Here is a 17,582-nt window from a genome sequence, read left to right as displayed (position 1 = left end):
GTCTTGAATGGACTTTTCAATCTTAGCTAAGCGTTTAATGCCATACTTGGCTTGTTTAAAGCGATTGTTGGTACTGGTTTGGGGTTTAAGCAGTTTAACACGAGCAAGTTTTAAGACCTTGTAAATGGTAGGTCTTGATACTTTGTACTCGAGTGCCAGTGAAGTCACTGATTGCTTGTTTTTGTGGTAAGCAGTCCAAATGGCTTCCCTATGGTGGGGAAGCAGTCTTGTGTTTTTGTGTATGTTCATTTGCAGTATTTTACCTTAATACTGTAAATAACGCGACTGTTTCTAACACCTAACCTTTAATCTTGTGTCTAAGATTTGGGGGTCGGTTCATCTGTTGGCAGGGTTTGTTATTGGGATTGTGAAAAATCGGACGATATTTTGTCCGATGTTTGATTTTATGGCTGATTATATAAGTAATTGATTTATCAAGGGAAAAATCATATTTGCCCAGACAGTTTAAAAAATGGTATTACTCAATAAAGATATATGTTAAAATTTGGGCGTGTAGGGGCAATTTGTTCGCCTAAAAATCAAGACTTTATCACAGAGCAAATGTGATTTGCCCTTATAAATCCACAACCAATCACCCAATAATCAATACGCTATCATGTTAAGTTAAGGTTGAAGTTAAAGTAAAAAACGCATCTAATCATCACGCTTCTTATCCTTACCATAAAACGCCTTTTCTCGGCTGTCTTCAAACTCCACCCACACGGCACTGATAATCGCCAACAGTACGGCAAAGCCTAAGCCCAATATCCACGCAAAATACCACATGAGTTGTCTCCTAATATAGTGTATGTTCGTTCTCTTTGATGTAGGCTTTGGTAACCTTGCCCCGCATGATGGCGTACGCCCAGCTTGTGTAGCCGACCACCACAGGCAGGATAAAGACCACCACATAGACCATCACCATGAGCGTGAGCTGACTGGACGTGCTGTCCCATACGGTTAGGCTCGAACGGGGGTCGGACGATGACGGCATATAAAAGGGGAATAAAGCGACCCCTGCGGTCATAATTACCCCAAGCACGCCCACGCTAGACAACACAAAGGCAGTCAAGGTGCGTCCTGCTTTCATGGCAAGCACCGCTATGATAGGCATGATGACGCCTAAGGCAGGAAATAACCACAACGCTCCATGAGCCTTAAAGTTAGCAAGCCACGCCCCCTGCTCGGTGATGACGGTCTTACTCGTGGGGTCAATCAAGGCGTTTTTGTCCACCGAACTGGTGATGACATAGCCGTCAAGATTTGCCACCCAAAAGCCTGCCAGTACAAACAACACCGACATGATGACGGCAGAGACGGTGGTTAATTTTTTGGTGCGAGTTTGGATGTCATCGACCGTGCGATGAGCCAAATACACCCCGCCTTGGGTTATCATCATAAAGGCACTCACCAGACCGCAGAGCAGGGCAAAGGGCGACAATAAGTCCCAAAACGAGCCGGTATAAGTAGAGACAAGCTGATTGTCAAAGCCAAATGGCACACCCAAAAACAAGTTGCCAAACGCCACCCCAAAAATCAAGGCAGGGACGAACGAGCCGATAAACAGCCCCCAGTCCCATGCCGTCCGCCAGCGTTCATCTTTGACCATGCTACGGTATTTAAACCCCACAGGTCGAAAAAACAACGCCCACAGTGCCGCCATTAACGCCCAATAAAAGCCACTAAATGCCGTGGCGTACAGCAGGGGCAGGGCAGCAAAAATCGCCCCACCTGCGGTAATAAACCACACCTGATTGCCTTCCCAATGAGCGCCAATGGTGTTGATGACCACACGCCGTTCTTTGTCCGTTTTGCCGACAAAGGGCAACAGACTACACACGCCCATGTCATGACCGTCCATGATGGCAAAGCCAATGAGTAGGATGCCGATGATGAGCCACCAGATGAATTTTAGGGTTTCATAATCAAATAACATGGTTATACTCCTTTAAATTCATTGGGATTGATGATGTTTTTGTCGCTTTTTTCGCCAAAATACCGCCCTGTGCCGAGACTGGCAGGGCCCAGACGGACGTATTTTTGCATGAGATAAATCTCAATGATAAACAAAATGGTATAAAACACCACAAAGCCAATCAGTGACCATATCATGTTACTAATGGCGATGTTAGACACCGACAAATGCGTGGGCAACACGCCGTACACTGTCCACGGCTGACGACCATATTCGGCAACGAACCAACCTGCTTCGGCAGCTATCCACGGGGCAGGGAGCATGATGACGGCAAATTTTAACAGCCATTTTTTGTCCATAAAATTGCCCTTAATGGTGAAAAACAGCGATAAGGAAAATAATACGAGCATCAAAAAGCCCAAGCCCACCATGATACGAAACGTCCAGAACATGGGCGTTACCCTAGGAATGGTGTCATTGGTGGCAGATTTGACCATGTCGGGGGTGGCTTGGATAACATCATGGGTGTATTTTTTGAGTAGTAGCCCAAAGCCCAAATCGTTTTTGTGATGTTCAAACTGTGCCAGTGTCTCAGGATTGACCGCCTTACCGTCTGCCATGCTCGCACGCATCTCATCTAAGGCACTCACCGCAAAGATACCGCTGACGATTCGCTCTTCGTTAATCTCCTTAATGTCATGAATGCCTAGTATCTCCTTATCTAGCGAGCGTGTGCCAATGATACCCATGGCATAGGGGATATGTATCGCCCAGTCGTTTTTCTCTTCTTTTTCGTTGATGAGTGCCACAAGATTAAAACTGGCAGGGGCAGGCTCGGTCTCCCACATCGCTTCCATGGTGGCAAGTTTGGTCTGCTGAGCCAGTCCGATGGAGTAACCCGACTCATCACCCAGCACAATGGTACTACAAATGGACGCAAAGCCAAAGGCGGCCGCCACATGAAAACTGCGTTTGGCAAAGGCGACATCACGCCCTTTGAGCAGATACCAAGCCGACACCGACAGCACAAACATCGCCCCAACAGTATAGCCTGCCGAGACGGTATGGACAAATTTGTTTTGGGCATCAGGGTTTAGCAAAATCTCGGTAAAGCTTGTCATCTCCATACGCATGGTTTGGTAGTTAAACTCTGCTCCCACGGGGTTTTGCATCCAGCCATTGGCAATCAAAATCCACAGAGCCGACAGGTTGGTTCCCAGTGCCATGAGTATGGTGGTGATGAGATGTTGCACACGGCTCATTCGCTCCCAGCCAAAGAAAAACAGCCCCACCATCGTGGATTCTAAGAAAAATGCCATCAAGCCTTCAATGGCAAGGGGGGCTCCGAACACATCGCCGACATAGTGCGAATAATACGCCCAGTTCGTCCCAAATTGAAACTCCATCGTAATGCCTGTGGTAACGCCTAAGGCAAAGTTGATGCCAAAGAGCTTGCCCCAAAATCGGGTCATGTCCTTCCAAATCTCTTTGCCTGTGATGACATATACCGACTCCATGATGACAAGTAGCCATGTCATGCCAAGCGTTAGAGGGATAAACAAAAAGTGAAATAATGCTGTAACGGCAAATTGTAGCCGTGAGACATTCACCAAAGACTCGGTAATCATACCGCTCTCCTGCCATTTTGTGTGCGTTGCAAAAGCGTAATTTTGTGATTAAAACTTATTTTTGTCAAGGCGAAAACTGTTGATAAATGGTTAAATTCCATTCATTTTAAATGCATTAATTAAACCCTAAACAAAAACCCAAACAAAAAACAGACAAGCCAAACTTGTCTGTTTTAAGGTCAATAAAAAGAGTAAAAACGCCACACCAAACCTACGACATCGGCAAATCAAACAACAAAAATTCTGCAAATTCATCACTTTGGGCAATGATTTGGCTCTCATCAATTATCGCTGTCGCATCGCCTGCTTGATACTGCTCGCCATTTATCACAACAGACCCTTTGGCGACTTGTAGCCAGTAGGCTCTGTCTTTATCAAGGCTCACGCCTTGCTCGCCGTCCAACTGATACCGCCACAGCTTCATGTCTTGATACACCACAAACGACCCACTCTCCCCTGTGGGCGACAGAATGAGCGTACCGCCCATGTACTCATCAAACCTTGCCTGCTCATAGCGTGGGGTTACGCCCATGCGGTTGGGCATTATCCAGATTTGGTACAAATGTAGCTCGTCCGTGTCGCTCGGGTTGAACTCCGAATGACGCACGCCCGTCCCTGCCGACATAAGCTGAAACTCGCCTGCTGGCACGGTCTCGCTGTTACCTATGCTGTCCTTGTGGGCGACCACCCCCGACAGTACATAGGTCAAAATCTCCATGTCCTTGTGTGGGTGCATACCAAAGCCCATGCTTGGAGCTATCCAGTCTTCGTTAATGACTCTGAGGGTAGAAAAGCCCATAAAATTGGGGTCATGATAATCGGCAAACGAAAAACTATGGCGAGAAGTCAGCCAACCATGCTCGGCAAAACCACGTTCGTGCGACAATCTAGGGATAATCATAAAAATACCTGATGTTTTTAAAATTTATCCCATTATAAATCTTTAAAAGTGGTAAATAAATAGCGGTTTGGTTGATGTATCTTTTCTTAATAGGAAAAATAAAACACGCTTGTCAATGTCGCCCAAATTGATTATGATAAACCCATGCTTTTTAGGAGATTATCATGAATATCAAGCCCCTTATTTTTGCCCTATCCCTTTTGCCCCTATTCGCTTTGGCGTGTGAAAGACCACAAGTGGCAGGATATGATGACGTTGGTTGTTTATCGGATGACTTGGCAGTTGTGCAGAAAAACAGCAAATATGGTTTTGTTGATAAAACTGGCACAGTGGTTATTCCCATTCGGTATGATTATGCCGAGAGATTCTCAGATGGTTTGACAAAGGTAGAACAAAACGGCAAATATGGCTTTATAGATAAAACAGGTAAAGTGGTTATCCCCATTCGGTATGATGTAATTCACGCCACTTTGGAAGATTTGGTGGGTGTTGAACAAAATGGAAAAATAGGATATGTTGATAAAACAGGTAGGGTGGTCGTCCCTACTTGGTATGATGACGTTGGGTATTTTTCAGAAGATATGGCATGGGTAGAAAACAATGAAAAATATGGCTATGTTGATAAAACAGGCAAAGTAGTGATTCCCATTCAATATGATTCTGTTTCTAATTTTTCAGACGGTTTGGCAGTAATAAGACAAAATGAAAAATATGGTTATATTGATAAAAACGGTGAAATAATTATCCCTATTCAATATGATTATGCTTGGAAATTTTCAGATGGTTTGGCAAGTGTAGAGCAAAATGGCAAATATGGTTTTATTGACAAAACAGGCAAAGTAGTTATCCCTATCCAATATGATGATACTACTATATTTTCAGAAGATTTAGTAAAGGTTAAGAAAAATAATAAATGGGGATTTTTTGATAAATTGGGTAATTTGATTATTCCCATTCAATATGATTATGCTTTAAATTTTTCCGAAGGTTTGGCAACTGTAAGCCAAAATGGTAAATACGGATTTATTGATAAAACAGGCAAAGTAGTCATTGCCATTGAATATGATTATGCCGAAGAATTTTTAGATAATTTGGCTTTGGTAGGCAAACAGGGCGAATATGGCTATATTGATAAAACTGGCAGAGTTGTTATCCCCATTAAATATGAAAATGCCAAAAGTTTTTCCGAAGGGTTGGCAAAGGTTAAGCAAAATTTTAAATGGGGATTTGTTGATAAAACAGGAAAAATGGTAATACCGGCTATCTATGACGTTGTTGGGGATTTTGAAAATGGCAAAGCGATTGTCATACCAGATATAGGGTCTGGCCATCATAGCTATTATATCGACAAAACAGGCAAACGCATTTATTATGAAGACGCAACAGGTAAATTTATTTATTACTAAGGAGATTTTATGAAATCATTATTAAAACCTTTAATATTTGCCCTATCCCTTTTGTCCTTATCTGTTTTGGCGTGTGAAATGCCAGAGATGTCAGAGTATGATATTGTCAGTTGCTTCGTAGATGATTTGGCAAAAGTGGCAAAAAATAATAAGTGGGGAATTGCCCATAAAAATGGCGTGCAGATTATTCCTACTCAATATGATGATATTTTGGATTTTAAAGAGGGATTGGCAGGGGTAAGTCAAAATGGCAAGTGGGGATATATTGATAAAACAGGTAAAGTTATCATTCCTATTCAATATGATTTTGCTTTTAGCTTTTTAGAAGATCTGGCAGGCGTAAATCAAAATGACAAATGGGGTTTTGTTGATAAAACAGGTAAGATAATTATCCCTTTTTACTATGATGATATTAGAGCTTTTTCAGAAGGCTTGGCAGGTGTCAAACAAAATGGCAAATGGGAATATATTGACAAAACAGGCGAAGTGGTCATTCCTAGTCAATACGATGATATTAGAAATTTTTCGGAAGGATTGGCAGGCGTTGAGCAGGGTGGTAAATGGGGGTTTATAGATAAAACAGGCAAAGTGGCGATTTCTTTTCAATATGATTATGCTCAGAGCTTTTCCGATGGTTTGGCGGGTGTAGTACAAAATGACAAAATCGGCTTTATTGACAAAACAGGGAGAATTATCATTCCTATCCAATATGATTATGCCGAGAAGTTTTTGGACGGTTTGGCAAAAGTAAAACAAAATGGCAAATATGGTTTTATAGATAAAACAGGCAAAGTAATTATTCCCATTCAATACAACCATGCTTGGGATTTTACAATGGGTAAAGCCATTGTTGAATTAAACGGCGAAACTTTTTATATCAACAAAACAGGCAAGCGTATTGATTAAAACAAAAGCACCAAATAGACATTTTGTTTGGTATTATTGAATCAAAATGATTTAAAATTTGGACGTGTAGGGGCAATTTATTCGCCCTTGGTAAATCATCATTTTAATAACCACAATATCGCCATTGGCAACCATACCGCCGTTACCAAGCCATTAATGGCAAGCCCAAAGGCGGCGTATCGCCCTGCGGTGGGGCTGATTGTCCATGCTTCGACCGTGCCAATGGCATGAGCAACCAGACCCAGTGCCAAGCCTTTTGCTCTGTCGTCTGTGATGTTTTTGAACAAAATACGGCATACCCCCGCCCCCAAAATCCCCGACACGATGATGATGAGATTGGCAAGCACAAGCGGTGCGTCAATGATTTGGGCGACCGACAAGCCCACAGGCGTGGTAACCGACCGTGTGGCAAAGCCCAAAATCGTCTGTATATTTAGGCTAAACACATACGCCAAACTCATCGGCACAATCGCCCCAACAAGGCTTGCCATGACCACGATGATAGACAGCTTTTTGACGGGCAAGCCCTTAAAATCCATGCCTGCCAAGGGGACGGCAAGCAGAACGGTGCTATACCCAAGCAAGCGGTCAAAGACAGGTTTGGCATGGGCGTAATAGGTATTGTAGGGCAGTTGAATCACAGCAATGATGATAAGCGTTAGCACAATGGCGATGATAATCATCGGTATGCCACGAAAGTATTTGTTGATATAACGTAACACATATTTTGCCCCGATATGAGCGATGAGCGTAACGATAAAGGCGATAAAAATCGTAGTGCTATCAAGAGTTGGCATGATTCTCTCCTTTATCGTCCGTGCCTTTTAGCCAGTTTTGGGACAATTTGGCAAACGCCCAAAGCGGTATCATGGTGCTGAGCACGATGACCGCCGACACGGCAAGTAAATCCGACCCAAGTCCAAACAGCAAAATCCCTGCCCCTGCCGACACGGGCAAAAACGCAAATCCACTATCTACAAGTAGCACGCTTGCCGATGACGATAGCCAATTTGGCAAACCGCCCTTGATAAAACGCACACCCATCAGCACAGCAAAGAGCGACACCAAGCCGACAATGTTGGTGGCGGTCGGCATTCCCAAAGCGGTGCAAACAACCAAGGCAAGCTCACGCACACCGATGACGATACAGACGGTGGCGAGCATACCGAGCCAAAAAATGGGGGATTTGGTGAGATAGGGGGATTTCATTGTTATTATGTCCTTATATTGGGGTGTTGCTTGATATACTTAGCTAGAATGGTTATTTAATCATCATCATGCCATTAGGTCAAGGTGTGGGTCAGGTTTTATAAAAAATGTTCATTATTTTATAAAAAAATAGAGCCAAACACGACTGCATTTGGCTCTATGTCAAGATAAAGACTAACGCCCAATCGCACGCCAGCCAATATCCCTACGATATTGTATGCCGTCAAAGGCAATCGTACCACAGCTTGCCAACGCACGGGCTTGGGCATCTGCCACGCTCGCTCCAAGTGCGGTAACGCACAGCACTCGTCCACCATTGGTTAGGATTTGTCCGTTCTCTGCCTTTGTGCCTGCGTGAAATACTTTTAGGTCGTCCTGCATATCTGGCAAACCTGTAATCACATCGCCCGATGATGAGCTTTCAGGGTAGCCACGACTGGCAAGGACAATGCCTAACGCCACTTCGTCCGTCCATTTTGCACCAGCAGGCAATTTGCCGTCTAGCCCCGCCAAAATCAGCTCAACCAAAGACGACTTTAACCGCATCATAATCGGCTGAGTCTCAGGGTCGCCAAATCGGCAGTTAAACTCAATCACATAAGGGTCGCCTGCGTCATTTATCATAAGCCCTGCGTACAAAAAGCCCTTATAGGGCGTGCCATTTGCCCTCATCTCGTCCACGACAGGGCGGATAACACGTTCTATCACTTTCTCATGTACGTCCGCTGTTACCACAGGGGCAGGCGAGTACGCTCCCATACCGCCTGTATTTGCCCCTTTATCGCCTTCAAAAATGCGTTTGTGGTCTTGGCTGGTTGCCATTGGCAAGATGTTATCGCCGTCAATCATACAGATAAAGGACGCTTCTTCGCCTGCCAAAAACTCTTCGATGACAACACGGCTCCCTGCCTGACCAAATTTATTGCCTGAGAGCATGTCATCAATGGCACCAAAGGCTTCGCTCTCATCCATCGCCACAATCACACCCTTACCTGCCGCCAGTCCGTCTGCCTTGATGACAATGGGTGCCCCCTTGGAGCGGACAAAATCTTTTGCCAGCTCTACCTCGGTAAAGACTTCATAAAAGGCGGTGGGAATGCCGACTTTTTTCATAAAATCTTTGGCAAATGCCTTAGAGCCTTCTAGCTGTGAGCAGTATTTTGAACACCCCCACGCACGCACGCCAGCACGCTCCAAATCATCCACAATGCCCGCCACAAGCGGAGCTTCTGCTCCCACAAGCACAAAAGCGATGTCGTGAGTCTGACAAAACTCAATCACGGCAGGGTGGTCGGTGATGTCCAAATCCACGTTTTGGAGCTTGGGTTCGCTTGCCGTGCCTGCATTGCCACGAGCGACATAGACTGTCTGTACTCTGTCATCTTTGGCACACGCCCACGCTAAGGCGTGCTCACGTCCGCCTGTACCTGTAACTAAAATTTTCATAGCAGTCCTTATGGGTTGGGGTAAATGTCCTTATTGTAGCAAATTTTACCCAAAAAATCTTGGGAGTTTTTGGCTGTTTTATGAATTTTCTTTTGACTTGCGATCAAGAAAAACATGCCATAAGCTTTCAAATTGCTACAAATTTATCATACATAAATATAGGGATGTATACTTTATAAACTCTAAAATTGCCACAAGTGGAAAATATCTCATCTAAAATCTAACTCTTGTCTTGATGGGCAAGCTGACTAATCTCCACCGCTTGCAATAACCCCAATTCATTAAATTCTTGGCGTAATTGTTTTATCGCTTGGGTTTGGTCTTTGGTTTGGGCGATGATTTCACGATAGCGATTGACGTATTTGGTTTTATCTATCGCTTGCCAAAGTTTTTGATATTTGCGTTTTTGAAAAATATCATTTGCAAAGCTAAGAAACAATAACCCAAGCAGAATATATTCTATTTTCATAAATTACCTAATATCTATCAAACCGTATTGCATCATTTGCCACGCTTTGCAATGGCGTTTTATTTGCCAAATGGGGGGCGGATAAGGGGCGTTTGATGATGATTTTGCCATTATCTTTTAATTGAGCATTGGCACTGTCCAAAAATAGTTTTTCATCATCATCGCTTGGCGGATTTGCCAAATCATGTAATACTTGCATGGTTTTACCCACTTTGGCAGAATAACTGTCAGATGGAAACATGGGGTCAAGATAAATCATATCCGCCTTTGGCAAGGTCGCCATAAAATCAGCATTCAAAAAATTACCATGACAAATCGTAATTCGGCTTAATAATTTTTGCCAATTTGGATTGGCATTCATCATTTGATGTTCAAATAATAATAGCATTGCCACGATAGGATTTTGCTCTATCATGATTACATTTGCCCCTGTGCTTGCCAATATCAATCCGTCCTGCCCAAAGCCTGCCGTACCGTCTATCACGCTCATGTCGGACGTTAATTTGCTTGCTTGCAATATCAGCTCGGACTTTCGCCCTGCGGTTACGATACGTTTGGTTAAGGCCTGCCAATTTAATGATGATTTTATAATGGCGTTATTGTCAATTTTAATTAAAGTTGGGGTATTTTTGATAAGAGCAATTAAAGGAATATTGACATTATCATTGGCAAACGATGAGATAAATTTATCACTTAATTTTGATAAAGCATAAAAAGATAACTTTAAAGACAAATTGTGAGTTTTATTGATAACGTCTAATGTATCAAATAACAATTTGTCTTGTTCGGTGCCGATGATGTTAATATTCAAAATGTTGCCTTTTAAATGGGTATTTTATAAATCAAAAATGTTTTTTAGGATTGTAGGAGCGAATTGTAATTCTCCCTAGATTGGTTTTTATTAAAAGTAAATATTATTCATATACATTAATTTAATAAAAATTTACCCTTGAATTTGATAACCAAACACAAAATACGCCAATAACACAATCACGCCTGTGATAATCCGCAAATAGGCAAAAATCATAAAGTCTTTTTTGGATACCCATGTCACCAAAAGGCGAATACATAGCAGGGCAACGACAAAAGACACAAACGTTCCCACACCCAAAATCGCCCAATCTTGTCCTGTTTGTAGCACATCTTTCTTCTCAATCAGCTCCAAAAGTCCTGCCCCGACAATGACAGGAATACCCAAAAAGAACGAAAATTCGGTGGCGGATTTACGAGATGCCCCAAACCACAACGCCCCGATAATGGTCGCCCCAGAACGGCTTGTACCAGGGATTAGGGCAAGGCATTGAGCCAGTCCGATTTTTAACGCCATTTTAAAGTCAATATGTTCGGCTTCTTGTGCCTTAATGGGGCGTGGGTGCTTTTCGACATAGATAATCAGTAACGCCCCAATGATAAGCATGGTCGCCACGACAAGCGGATGAAAGAGCGTGCCTGTGATAAAGTCTTTTAGGGTAAAGCCGACAACCATGACAGGAATGGTGGCGATAATGAGCGAGATACCCAGTCCACGGGGGTTGGTCATGCCGTCCGCCTTGCCTGTCAGTAGCCCCATAAATGCCGTCCACAGCCTGCCCCAATAGTCATAAATGACTGCCAAAATCGCCCCAAGCTGAACAAAGACAATGAACAAATCTCGCTTGTCTTTGTCCCAAAAATTCATGATGTCTGCCGACAAAATCATATAACCTGTGCTAGAAATCGGCAAAAATTCGGTAATGCCTTCGACAATGCCCATGATAACGGCTTTGATAAATAATAAAATATCCAAAATATTACTCTTTATTTAAATTTACCAATATTTATTGGCGGTATGGATTGGGGGTTAAATAATTTTTTGGCATTAAATGATTGGGCGAATGTAATTTGCCCTTGCACATCCAAATTTTAAAAATATATCTTTATTGAACAATGCCATTTTAAAAATATAAAATTATTGGCATATAAATGATTGGGTGAATAAACTGCCCCATATTTCATTTTAAAATTGGTTAATTATTTTTTTGCCTTGCTCTGCCAATGTTTTCCAAGCGTTATTTCTAAGATAAACGGGTAAGGCATTCTCTGCCGTTACCGTCTCGCCCTTTAAAAATAAGGGATAAGCAAGGTGTGCAATGTGGCAAGCAGTCGGATTTAGGTGTAATTTTTTGGCATCTGTTGCCACCAAATCCACCCCATCCCCCACGATGATGTTGGTCTCTACACGCTTGTCATAATCCAGCAAATATTCGCTTTGGGCAATGGGCAGGGCGTTTTTTACCACAAAATCCCCTGCATAGACTTGGTTTTGGCGAGCGTCTATCACGGCAGTTATCGTTGTGCCGTCCGCCATGCTCTCTTCTTTACACGCCATAAACGCCAAGGCGTGCAGGCTAGATATGCCGATACACGGTGCGTCATTGGCGACAGATAGGGCTTGGACTAGGGCGGTGTTAATACGAATGCCGCTAAACGCCCCCGGCCCACGGTTAAACGCCCACGCCTGTACGTCTTTTATGTCCACGCCTGCCGTATGTAATGCCTTGTCAAGCATGGGCAAGATAATCTCCGTTTGCCCACGCCCGCCTGCCACGGTCTCGGTATAGATAACAGTGTCATTTTGCAAAATGGCGATAGAGCATTGCTCAAAAATGGTGTCAAAGGCAACAAGAATGTCGGATGGGCTGGGCGATAAGGCGGTCATAGAATGTGTGCGGGCAAAATAAAAACGCTTATCATACCACAAAATACTTGTAAATTTTAGGGTCTTAAAAGCGGTCGGGGGCATTGATAACATTATTTACAATGGAGTAATAATTAAGAAAATTTATTTTTGTTGGACGGGGTGGTTTTATGACAAATAAATTTAATAAAAACTTTTGGTAATTTTAATTAAATCAGCGTATAATGCTCAAAACCCATAAAAATTCTATGGTGTTCGTTTTGACTTGTGTAGGGCGTGCCTGCCGTTGGTATTTGCAATGAAAAATGAGAAAAATCGCACGTTTTTCAAGGAAAAGTCCGCAGTTGATATTGAAATATCAACAAGGATTTTGACTTCGAGCCACAAGATTTAGCCATTTTTCATGCAAAAATTGATTTAAAATGTTAAATTTTTACCTTAATTTTATAAAAATGTTATCAATGGTAGGCACGCCCTAATATTTAGGAAATTGTTATGGAGTCTTATGTTCTGTATGATGACGGTCATCACAAATGTATCGCATTTAGCATGCCCGAAGAAGATGAAAGCGTGCCATCCAACCAGTTTTTAATCATTGATGGTGAAGAAGCGGCAATCATTGACCCAGGTGGGGATTTGACCTTTACGCCACTGACTTTGCAAATCACCAAACACACCAGCATGGAGAGTATTAAGTACGTCATTGGCTCGCACCAAGACCCTGACATTTTGGCGTCCATGCCTCGTTGGCTCATCCATTTACAAAATACCAAACTACTTATCCCGACGTTGTGGGAGCGGTTTTTGCCCCATTATAATTCTGCCTTTACCAAAGGGCGATTGCACCACGGTCTGTCAGAGCGACTCGAAGGCATCCCTGATGTAGGTGGCGTGTATGCACTGGGCAATACTAAAATCGTGGCAATCCCTGCCCACTTTTTGCATTCGGTGGGCAACATCCAGTTTTATGACCCTGTCAGTCAGATTCTGTTCTCGGGCGACATGGGGGCGTCATTGGTGGGGCATTCTGGCATCAAGGTGGAGAATTTTCAAGCTCACATCAACAGCATGTCAGGCTTTCACAAACGCTACATGACAAGCAACAAAGCCTGCCGTCTGTGGGCGGACAGCGTGCGTCAGCTACCCGTGGACATGATGGTGCCACAGCATGGCAAACGACTAGAAGGGCGTGCCATCTTTGATGAGTTTTTAGATTGGATTGGTGGGTTATCTTGTGGTATTGATTTGATTGATGAGAGTGCTTATGACATCAATGAGTTAATGGCGTTGGCTAAGGTTGTTCGGATATGATGAGTTAAAAAGGCGTGATGATACGCCTTTTTATTTTGGTTTTTTGGCAGGCATTATCATTTACCCCATTTTTAAAATCCACCCAAGATATTATTTATGGGTAACACTACCCACAGAACCACGCTCTAACAGCCTTGACCCTATCCAGTGCCGACTAAACTGATATGCCACACGCCCCGAGCGACCGCCCCGAGTGCTTGCCCATTTTAGGGCTTCGCTGCACACCGTCTCATCAAATGCCATGTCCGCCCGTGCCAAATAATACGCCACAATGTCCAAATACGTCTCTTGATTCATGGGCGAGAACGATATCCACAACCCAAAGCGGTCTGAGAGCGAGACGGTCTCATCGATGGTCTCATAGGGATTGACTTCATCGGTTTGACCATTGTAAATGCTGACGTTGTCCTTCATGAGCTGTGGCAACAGATGACGGCGGTTACTGGTGGCATAGATTAGCAGACGGTCTTGTTCGCTGTCTAACGCCCCATCCAGCACGCTTTTTAGGGTGCGGTAATTTTCATCATGCCCATTAAATGCCAAATCATCACAGTAGATGATATAACGGCAGTAGCTGTCGCTTACCTTGATGGCGTGGCGGATTTTGTCAAGCATTTGCAAATCGTCTCGGGCGACTTCTATCACTCGCAGACCGTCTTGATGATGGGCGTGAAGTAAGGCACGCACAAGGCTTGATTTGCCTGCCCCACGAGTACCAGTCATGAGAACGTGGTTGGCAGGCAAGTTTGCCAAAAATTGGCGGGTATTTTGAATGATTTTGTCTTTTTGGGTGTCAATGCCGTGCAAATCATCCAAAGTGATGCCAAGGTGGACATCAATAGGAGTAAGTGTGCCACGCTGACCGCCAACCCAGCGATAGGCGAGAACATTAGGGTCTAAATGGATGGATTGGGTGGTGCGTTCGCTTAAAAATTGATTGGCTTTTTGCAAAAAACTTGTGCCAAGGGTTAGTAGTTCATTAGGTAGATTCATGTCAGATGTGTGATAAAAATCTTAATTTAACATAAAACGCCCAAAAATAAAACCACCTTGCTTGGTGGTTTTGGTAATGATAATCTTATGTAAGCTACCCTGTGATCACAAACCGCCCACGCCCATCAAAAAACCGCCGAACCACCAGCACCGCCGACAGTGTACACGACAGCGTACTGCCCGCACAGATAAAAAACATGGTAACAATCTGATAGCGTACCGCCTGCGTGGGGTTAGCCCCTGCCAGTATTTGCCCTGTCATCATCCCTGGTAGGCTCACCAGTCCGACCACGAGCATGGAATTGACGGTTGGGGTTAGGCCATTTAGCACCGCTGATTTGACAAGCTCATGCACCGCTTCAAAGGGGGTCGCCGACAGCGATAGGTGAGATTTAATCAGGGCTTGCTTGTCGTGCATGGCGTTCATAAGTTCGTTGGTGGTCAAGGATATGGCGGTCAAAGAATTGCCCAAAATCAGCCCCAAAATCGGTATGATGTACTGGGGGCGATACCAAGGCGACACCTTTAAAATGAGCGTCATGGCGATGAGCGTAACCACACCTGTGGCAACCGACAGCGAGATGATACTATCAGACAGTAAACCCTTGTAGGGGCGTTTGACCCGACCTTTTGCCGAGTGGCTTGCGATGAGTGTCATGATGGTTAAAATCGCAAGCACCTGCCACGCACTCTCCCGAGCGAACACCCATGCCAAAATCAGCCCAATCATAGACAACTGCACGACCGTCCGCACCGCTGCCATGATGAGCGTACCGACCAAGCCAAGTCGCAGGTATGCCGACACGCCTATCGTGATAAGCAGTAGGGTGCTGGCTAGGGCGATGTCGGTTAGGGTAAGTGTGATTGCCATAATTTACACCGCCAACACACCATTATCCATACGCCATAAATCCGCCCCCAATGCCTGTTGTTCGCTTGGCGTGTGCGTAACCCAAATCAAGGCTTTGGTATCATCATGCCAATCTAGCACGAGTCTCATGAGCAAATGTGCCGTTTCATCATCAAGGGCGGACGTGGTTTCATCAAATAGGGCGACCGTTGGGTTAAATTGCAATGTCCGCAAAAAACTCACGATTTGGCGTTCGCCCCCTGACAGCTCATGGATTGATTGGTCGATAAAATTGTCATTTTTGCCAAGTGTGGCAAGTTTTTGTAAATGCCAATCTTTATCAAATTTTTTGTTTTGGTGGTATTTAAAACCAAAGGGGGCGGTTAGATTGTCAAGCACCGTGCCGTCCGATAGGCTAGGCGTTTGATGAAATAAGGCAACGGCAGAGCGATAATCGGGTGGGGGGATTTGACTAAGGGATGTTAGTTTCCCATTTCTATTTAACATAATCCTATCGGTAACGGCACTATCCAAAGGCAACAAATCGGCTAGGGCTTGTAATAACACCGATTTACCAGAGCCAGAGCGACCGACCAAAGCGACTTTTTGCCCATGATGCAAGGCAAAAGACACGTTGTCAAGCAAGGTGCGGTCTGGGGTATGGTAGGATAGGGCGGTGGCGGCGAGTAGGGGCATGGTGCAATGTGCTTGGGGTAGGATTTTATGATATGAGATTTGCCGATGGCATTACCCAAAAACCGCCTGCCCCTGATGGATTGATAAGTCTGATAAGTGGGGCAGATGGCTTGGTGTGGAGCTTATTTTTTAGTGGGTCGCTTGCTTACATCCTTATGCTCGTCAGTCTCGTACAACGCCCCTGCACGCCCCACGATGAGCGGGTCAATGTTGCCAATCTGTGAGTCGTCTTTGTCGGCATAGTCCAGCTTGTTTAGGACATAACGCATGGCGTTGAGTCTGGCACGTTTTTTACAGTCGGATTTGATGACAATCCATGGCGATTCGCTCGTGTCGGTCTCAAAGAACATCGCTTCTTTGGCGATGGTGTAGTCGTCCCATTTGTCAAGGGACGCTTTGTCCACAGGCGAGAGTTTCCACTGTTTTAGTGGGTCATGCTCACGGCGAGAGAAACGCACTTTTTGCTCTTCACGGCTTACTGAGAACCAAAACTTGATGAGTGTAATGCCCGACTGGGTTAGGTGTTTTTCAAAGGCAGGCACCTGCTCCATAAAGGTGTGATATTCATCATCACTGCAAAAGCCCATGACACGCTCGACCACAGCACGGTTGTACCACGAACGGTCATACAGCACTATCTCGCCTGCGGTGGGCAGGGTCTGCACATAACGCTGAAAATACCATTGTCCACGTTCGGTCTCGGTCGGCTTTTCTAGGGCGACAACCCTAGCACCACGGGGGTTTAGGTGCTCCATAAAGCGTTTGATGGTACCGCCTTTGCCAGCAGCGTCACGCCCTTCAAAAAGGATGACAATTTTCTGCCCTGTTTCTTTGACGTGGCGTTGTAGTTTTAGAAGTTCAATTTGTAATTTGTACTTTTGAGCTTCGTAGTTTTTACGGCTCATGCGGTGTTTATAGGGATAACCGCCTTCACGCCAGTTGGGGGCAAGCTCGGTGTCTTTGGATTTGCTTGCACCCAGCTCGCTACTTAACTGATGGGCGACATTGGTGGTGGGCAAGTACTCTGCCAAGCGAACCCCAATTTGGGTCAAATCATCAGCACTGGCGTGTTCAACCAACTCTTCTAGGCGAGAGAGAGTGTCAGAGAATTCGTCACGAAATTTGGTAGCGGACTGCTTTTTTGGGGCGGTTGCCATGGCACATACTCCTAATAA

19 protein-coding genes are annotated in these 17,582 nt (G+C 44.5%); 3 read left to right on the top strand and 16 right to left on the bottom strand.

Annotated features, from left to right (window positions below):
* The 5 genes from K941_RS0113840 to K941_RS0113820 form a co-directional block, all read right to left on the bottom strand.
* The coding region (locus tag K941_RS0113840; RefSeq protein ID WP_029104042.1) for a helix-turn-helix domain-containing protein at window positions 1-249 on the bottom strand (249 nt) is incomplete at its 3' end.
* A 405-nt stretch (window positions 250-654) separates the two neighbouring features.
* Complete coding sequence (gene cydX / locus K941_RS16970; protein WP_029104041.1) at window positions 655-786, bottom strand: cytochrome bd-I oxidase subunit CydX; 132 nt, start codon at window positions 784-786, stop codon at window positions 655-657.
* Window positions 787-796: 10 nt separating this feature from the next.
* On the bottom strand, window positions 797-1,936 hold the full coding sequence (gene cydB / locus K941_RS0113830) for a cytochrome d ubiquinol oxidase subunit II (RefSeq protein WP_029104040.1): 1,140 nt from the start codon (window positions 1,934-1,936) through the stop codon (window positions 797-799).
* Window positions 1,937-1,938: 2 nt separating this feature from the next.
* On the bottom strand, window positions 1,939-3,543 hold the full coding sequence (locus tag K941_RS0113825; protein ID WP_029104039.1) for a cytochrome ubiquinol oxidase subunit I: 1,605 nt from the start codon (window positions 3,541-3,543) through the stop codon (window positions 1,939-1,941).
* A 211-nt stretch (window positions 3,544-3,754) separates the two neighbouring features.
* Window positions 3,755-4,444 carry a pirin family protein gene (locus tag K941_RS0113820; protein WP_029104038.1) on the bottom strand — a complete coding sequence of 230 codons (690 nt, stop codon included), beginning with the start codon at window positions 4,442-4,444 and terminating at the stop codon, window positions 3,755-3,757.
* A 164-nt stretch (window positions 4,445-4,608) separates the two neighbouring features.
* Between K941_RS0113820 and K941_RS16210 the strand changes: the two genes are divergently transcribed.
* Window positions 4,609-5,850 (top strand): WG repeat-containing protein, encoded by a 1,242-nt coding sequence (locus K941_RS16210; RefSeq protein WP_051226111.1) that lies wholly within the window; start codon window positions 4,609-4,611, stop codon window positions 5,848-5,850.
* Window positions 5,851-5,859: 9 nt separating this feature from the next.
* Window positions 5,860-6,756 (top strand): WG repeat-containing protein, encoded by an 897-nt coding sequence (locus K941_RS0113810; RefSeq protein WP_029104037.1) that lies wholly within the window; start codon window positions 5,860-5,862, stop codon window positions 6,754-6,756.
* 98 nt (window positions 6,757-6,854) lie between these two features.
* On the opposite strand, the gene K941_RS0113805 is transcribed toward K941_RS0113810, so the two are convergent.
* From K941_RS0113805 to tsaB, 7 genes are all read right to left on the bottom strand, one after another.
* Window positions 6,855-7,553: an LrgB family protein gene (locus K941_RS0113805; protein ID WP_036388618.1), complete on the bottom strand. Its 699-nt coding sequence runs from the start codon at window positions 7,551-7,553 to the stop codon at window positions 6,855-6,857.
* The gene (locus K941_RS0113800) at window positions 7,540-7,965 is read right to left on the bottom strand and encodes a CidA/LrgA family protein (RefSeq protein ID WP_036388617.1); all 426 of its coding nucleotides are present in this window, start codon (window positions 7,963-7,965) and stop codon (window positions 7,540-7,542) included. The genes K941_RS0113805 and K941_RS0113800 overlap by 14 nt, the downstream gene beginning before the upstream one ends.
* Before the next feature lie 174 nt (window positions 7,966-8,139).
* A complete protein-coding gene (purD, locus tag K941_RS0113795; protein WP_029104034.1) occupies window positions 8,140-9,411 on the bottom strand; it encodes a phosphoribosylamine--glycine ligase in 1,272 nt (423 codons plus the stop codon).
* 220 nt (window positions 9,412-9,631) lie between these two features.
* Window positions 9,632-9,880, bottom strand: coding sequence for a hypothetical protein (locus K941_RS0113790; RefSeq protein WP_029104033.1), 249 nt, complete (start codon window positions 9,878-9,880; stop codon window positions 9,632-9,634).
* Between the two features lie 7 nt (window positions 9,881-9,887).
* Window positions 9,888-10,691 (bottom strand): class I SAM-dependent methyltransferase, encoded by an 804-nt coding sequence (locus K941_RS16205; protein ID WP_036388632.1) that lies wholly within the window; start codon window positions 10,689-10,691, stop codon window positions 9,888-9,890.
* Window positions 10,692-10,823: 132 nt separating this feature from the next.
* Window positions 10,824-11,666: an undecaprenyl-diphosphate phosphatase gene (locus K941_RS0113780; RefSeq protein ID WP_029104032.1), complete on the bottom strand. Its 843-nt coding sequence runs from the start codon at window positions 11,664-11,666 to the stop codon at window positions 10,824-10,826.
* A 210-nt stretch (window positions 11,667-11,876) separates the two neighbouring features.
* A complete protein-coding gene (gene tsaB / locus K941_RS0113775) occupies window positions 11,877-12,671 on the bottom strand; it encodes a tRNA (adenosine(37)-N6)-threonylcarbamoyltransferase complex dimerization subunit type 1 TsaB (protein ID WP_228130430.1) in 795 nt (264 codons plus the stop codon).
* Window positions 12,672-13,052: 381 nt separating this feature from the next.
* On the opposite strand from tsaB, the gene K941_RS0113770 reads away from it, so the two are divergent.
* Complete coding sequence (locus K941_RS0113770) at window positions 13,053-13,868, top strand: oxygen-binding di-iron domain-containing protein (protein ID WP_036388613.1); 816 nt, start codon at window positions 13,053-13,055, stop codon at window positions 13,866-13,868.
* Between the two features lie 90 nt (window positions 13,869-13,958).
* Here K941_RS0113770 and K941_RS0113760 read toward each other — a convergent pair whose 3' ends face one another.
* The 4 genes from K941_RS0113760 to ppk2 form a co-directional block, all read right to left on the bottom strand.
* Entirely contained in the window at window positions 13,959-14,861 is a 903-nt protein-coding gene (locus K941_RS0113760) for an ATP-binding protein (RefSeq protein ID WP_029104029.1), read from the bottom strand.
* Window positions 14,862-14,955: 94 nt separating this feature from the next.
* Entirely contained in the window at window positions 14,956-15,732 is a 777-nt protein-coding gene (locus K941_RS0113755; RefSeq protein WP_029104028.1) for an ABC transporter permease, read from the bottom strand.
* 3 nt (window positions 15,733-15,735) lie between these two features.
* Complete coding sequence (locus K941_RS16200; RefSeq protein WP_084137791.1) at window positions 15,736-16,407, bottom strand: ABC transporter ATP-binding protein; 672 nt, start codon at window positions 16,405-16,407, stop codon at window positions 15,736-15,738.
* A gap of 122 nt (window positions 16,408-16,529) precedes the next feature.
* Window positions 16,530-17,564 carry a polyphosphate kinase 2 gene (gene ppk2 / locus K941_RS16195; RefSeq protein ID WP_084137790.1) on the bottom strand — a complete coding sequence of 345 codons (1,035 nt, stop codon included), beginning with the start codon at window positions 17,562-17,564 and terminating at the stop codon, window positions 16,530-16,532.
* Window positions 17,565-17,582: the final 18 nt, after the last annotated feature.

The organism is Moraxella caprae DSM 19149 (assembly GCF_000426885.1).
Lineage (GTDB): Bacteria > Pseudomonadota > Gammaproteobacteria > Pseudomonadales > Moraxellaceae > Moraxella > Moraxella caprae.
Note: the sequence above shows the minus strand (reverse complement) of the source record. Positions and strands in the feature narration are given on the sequence as shown.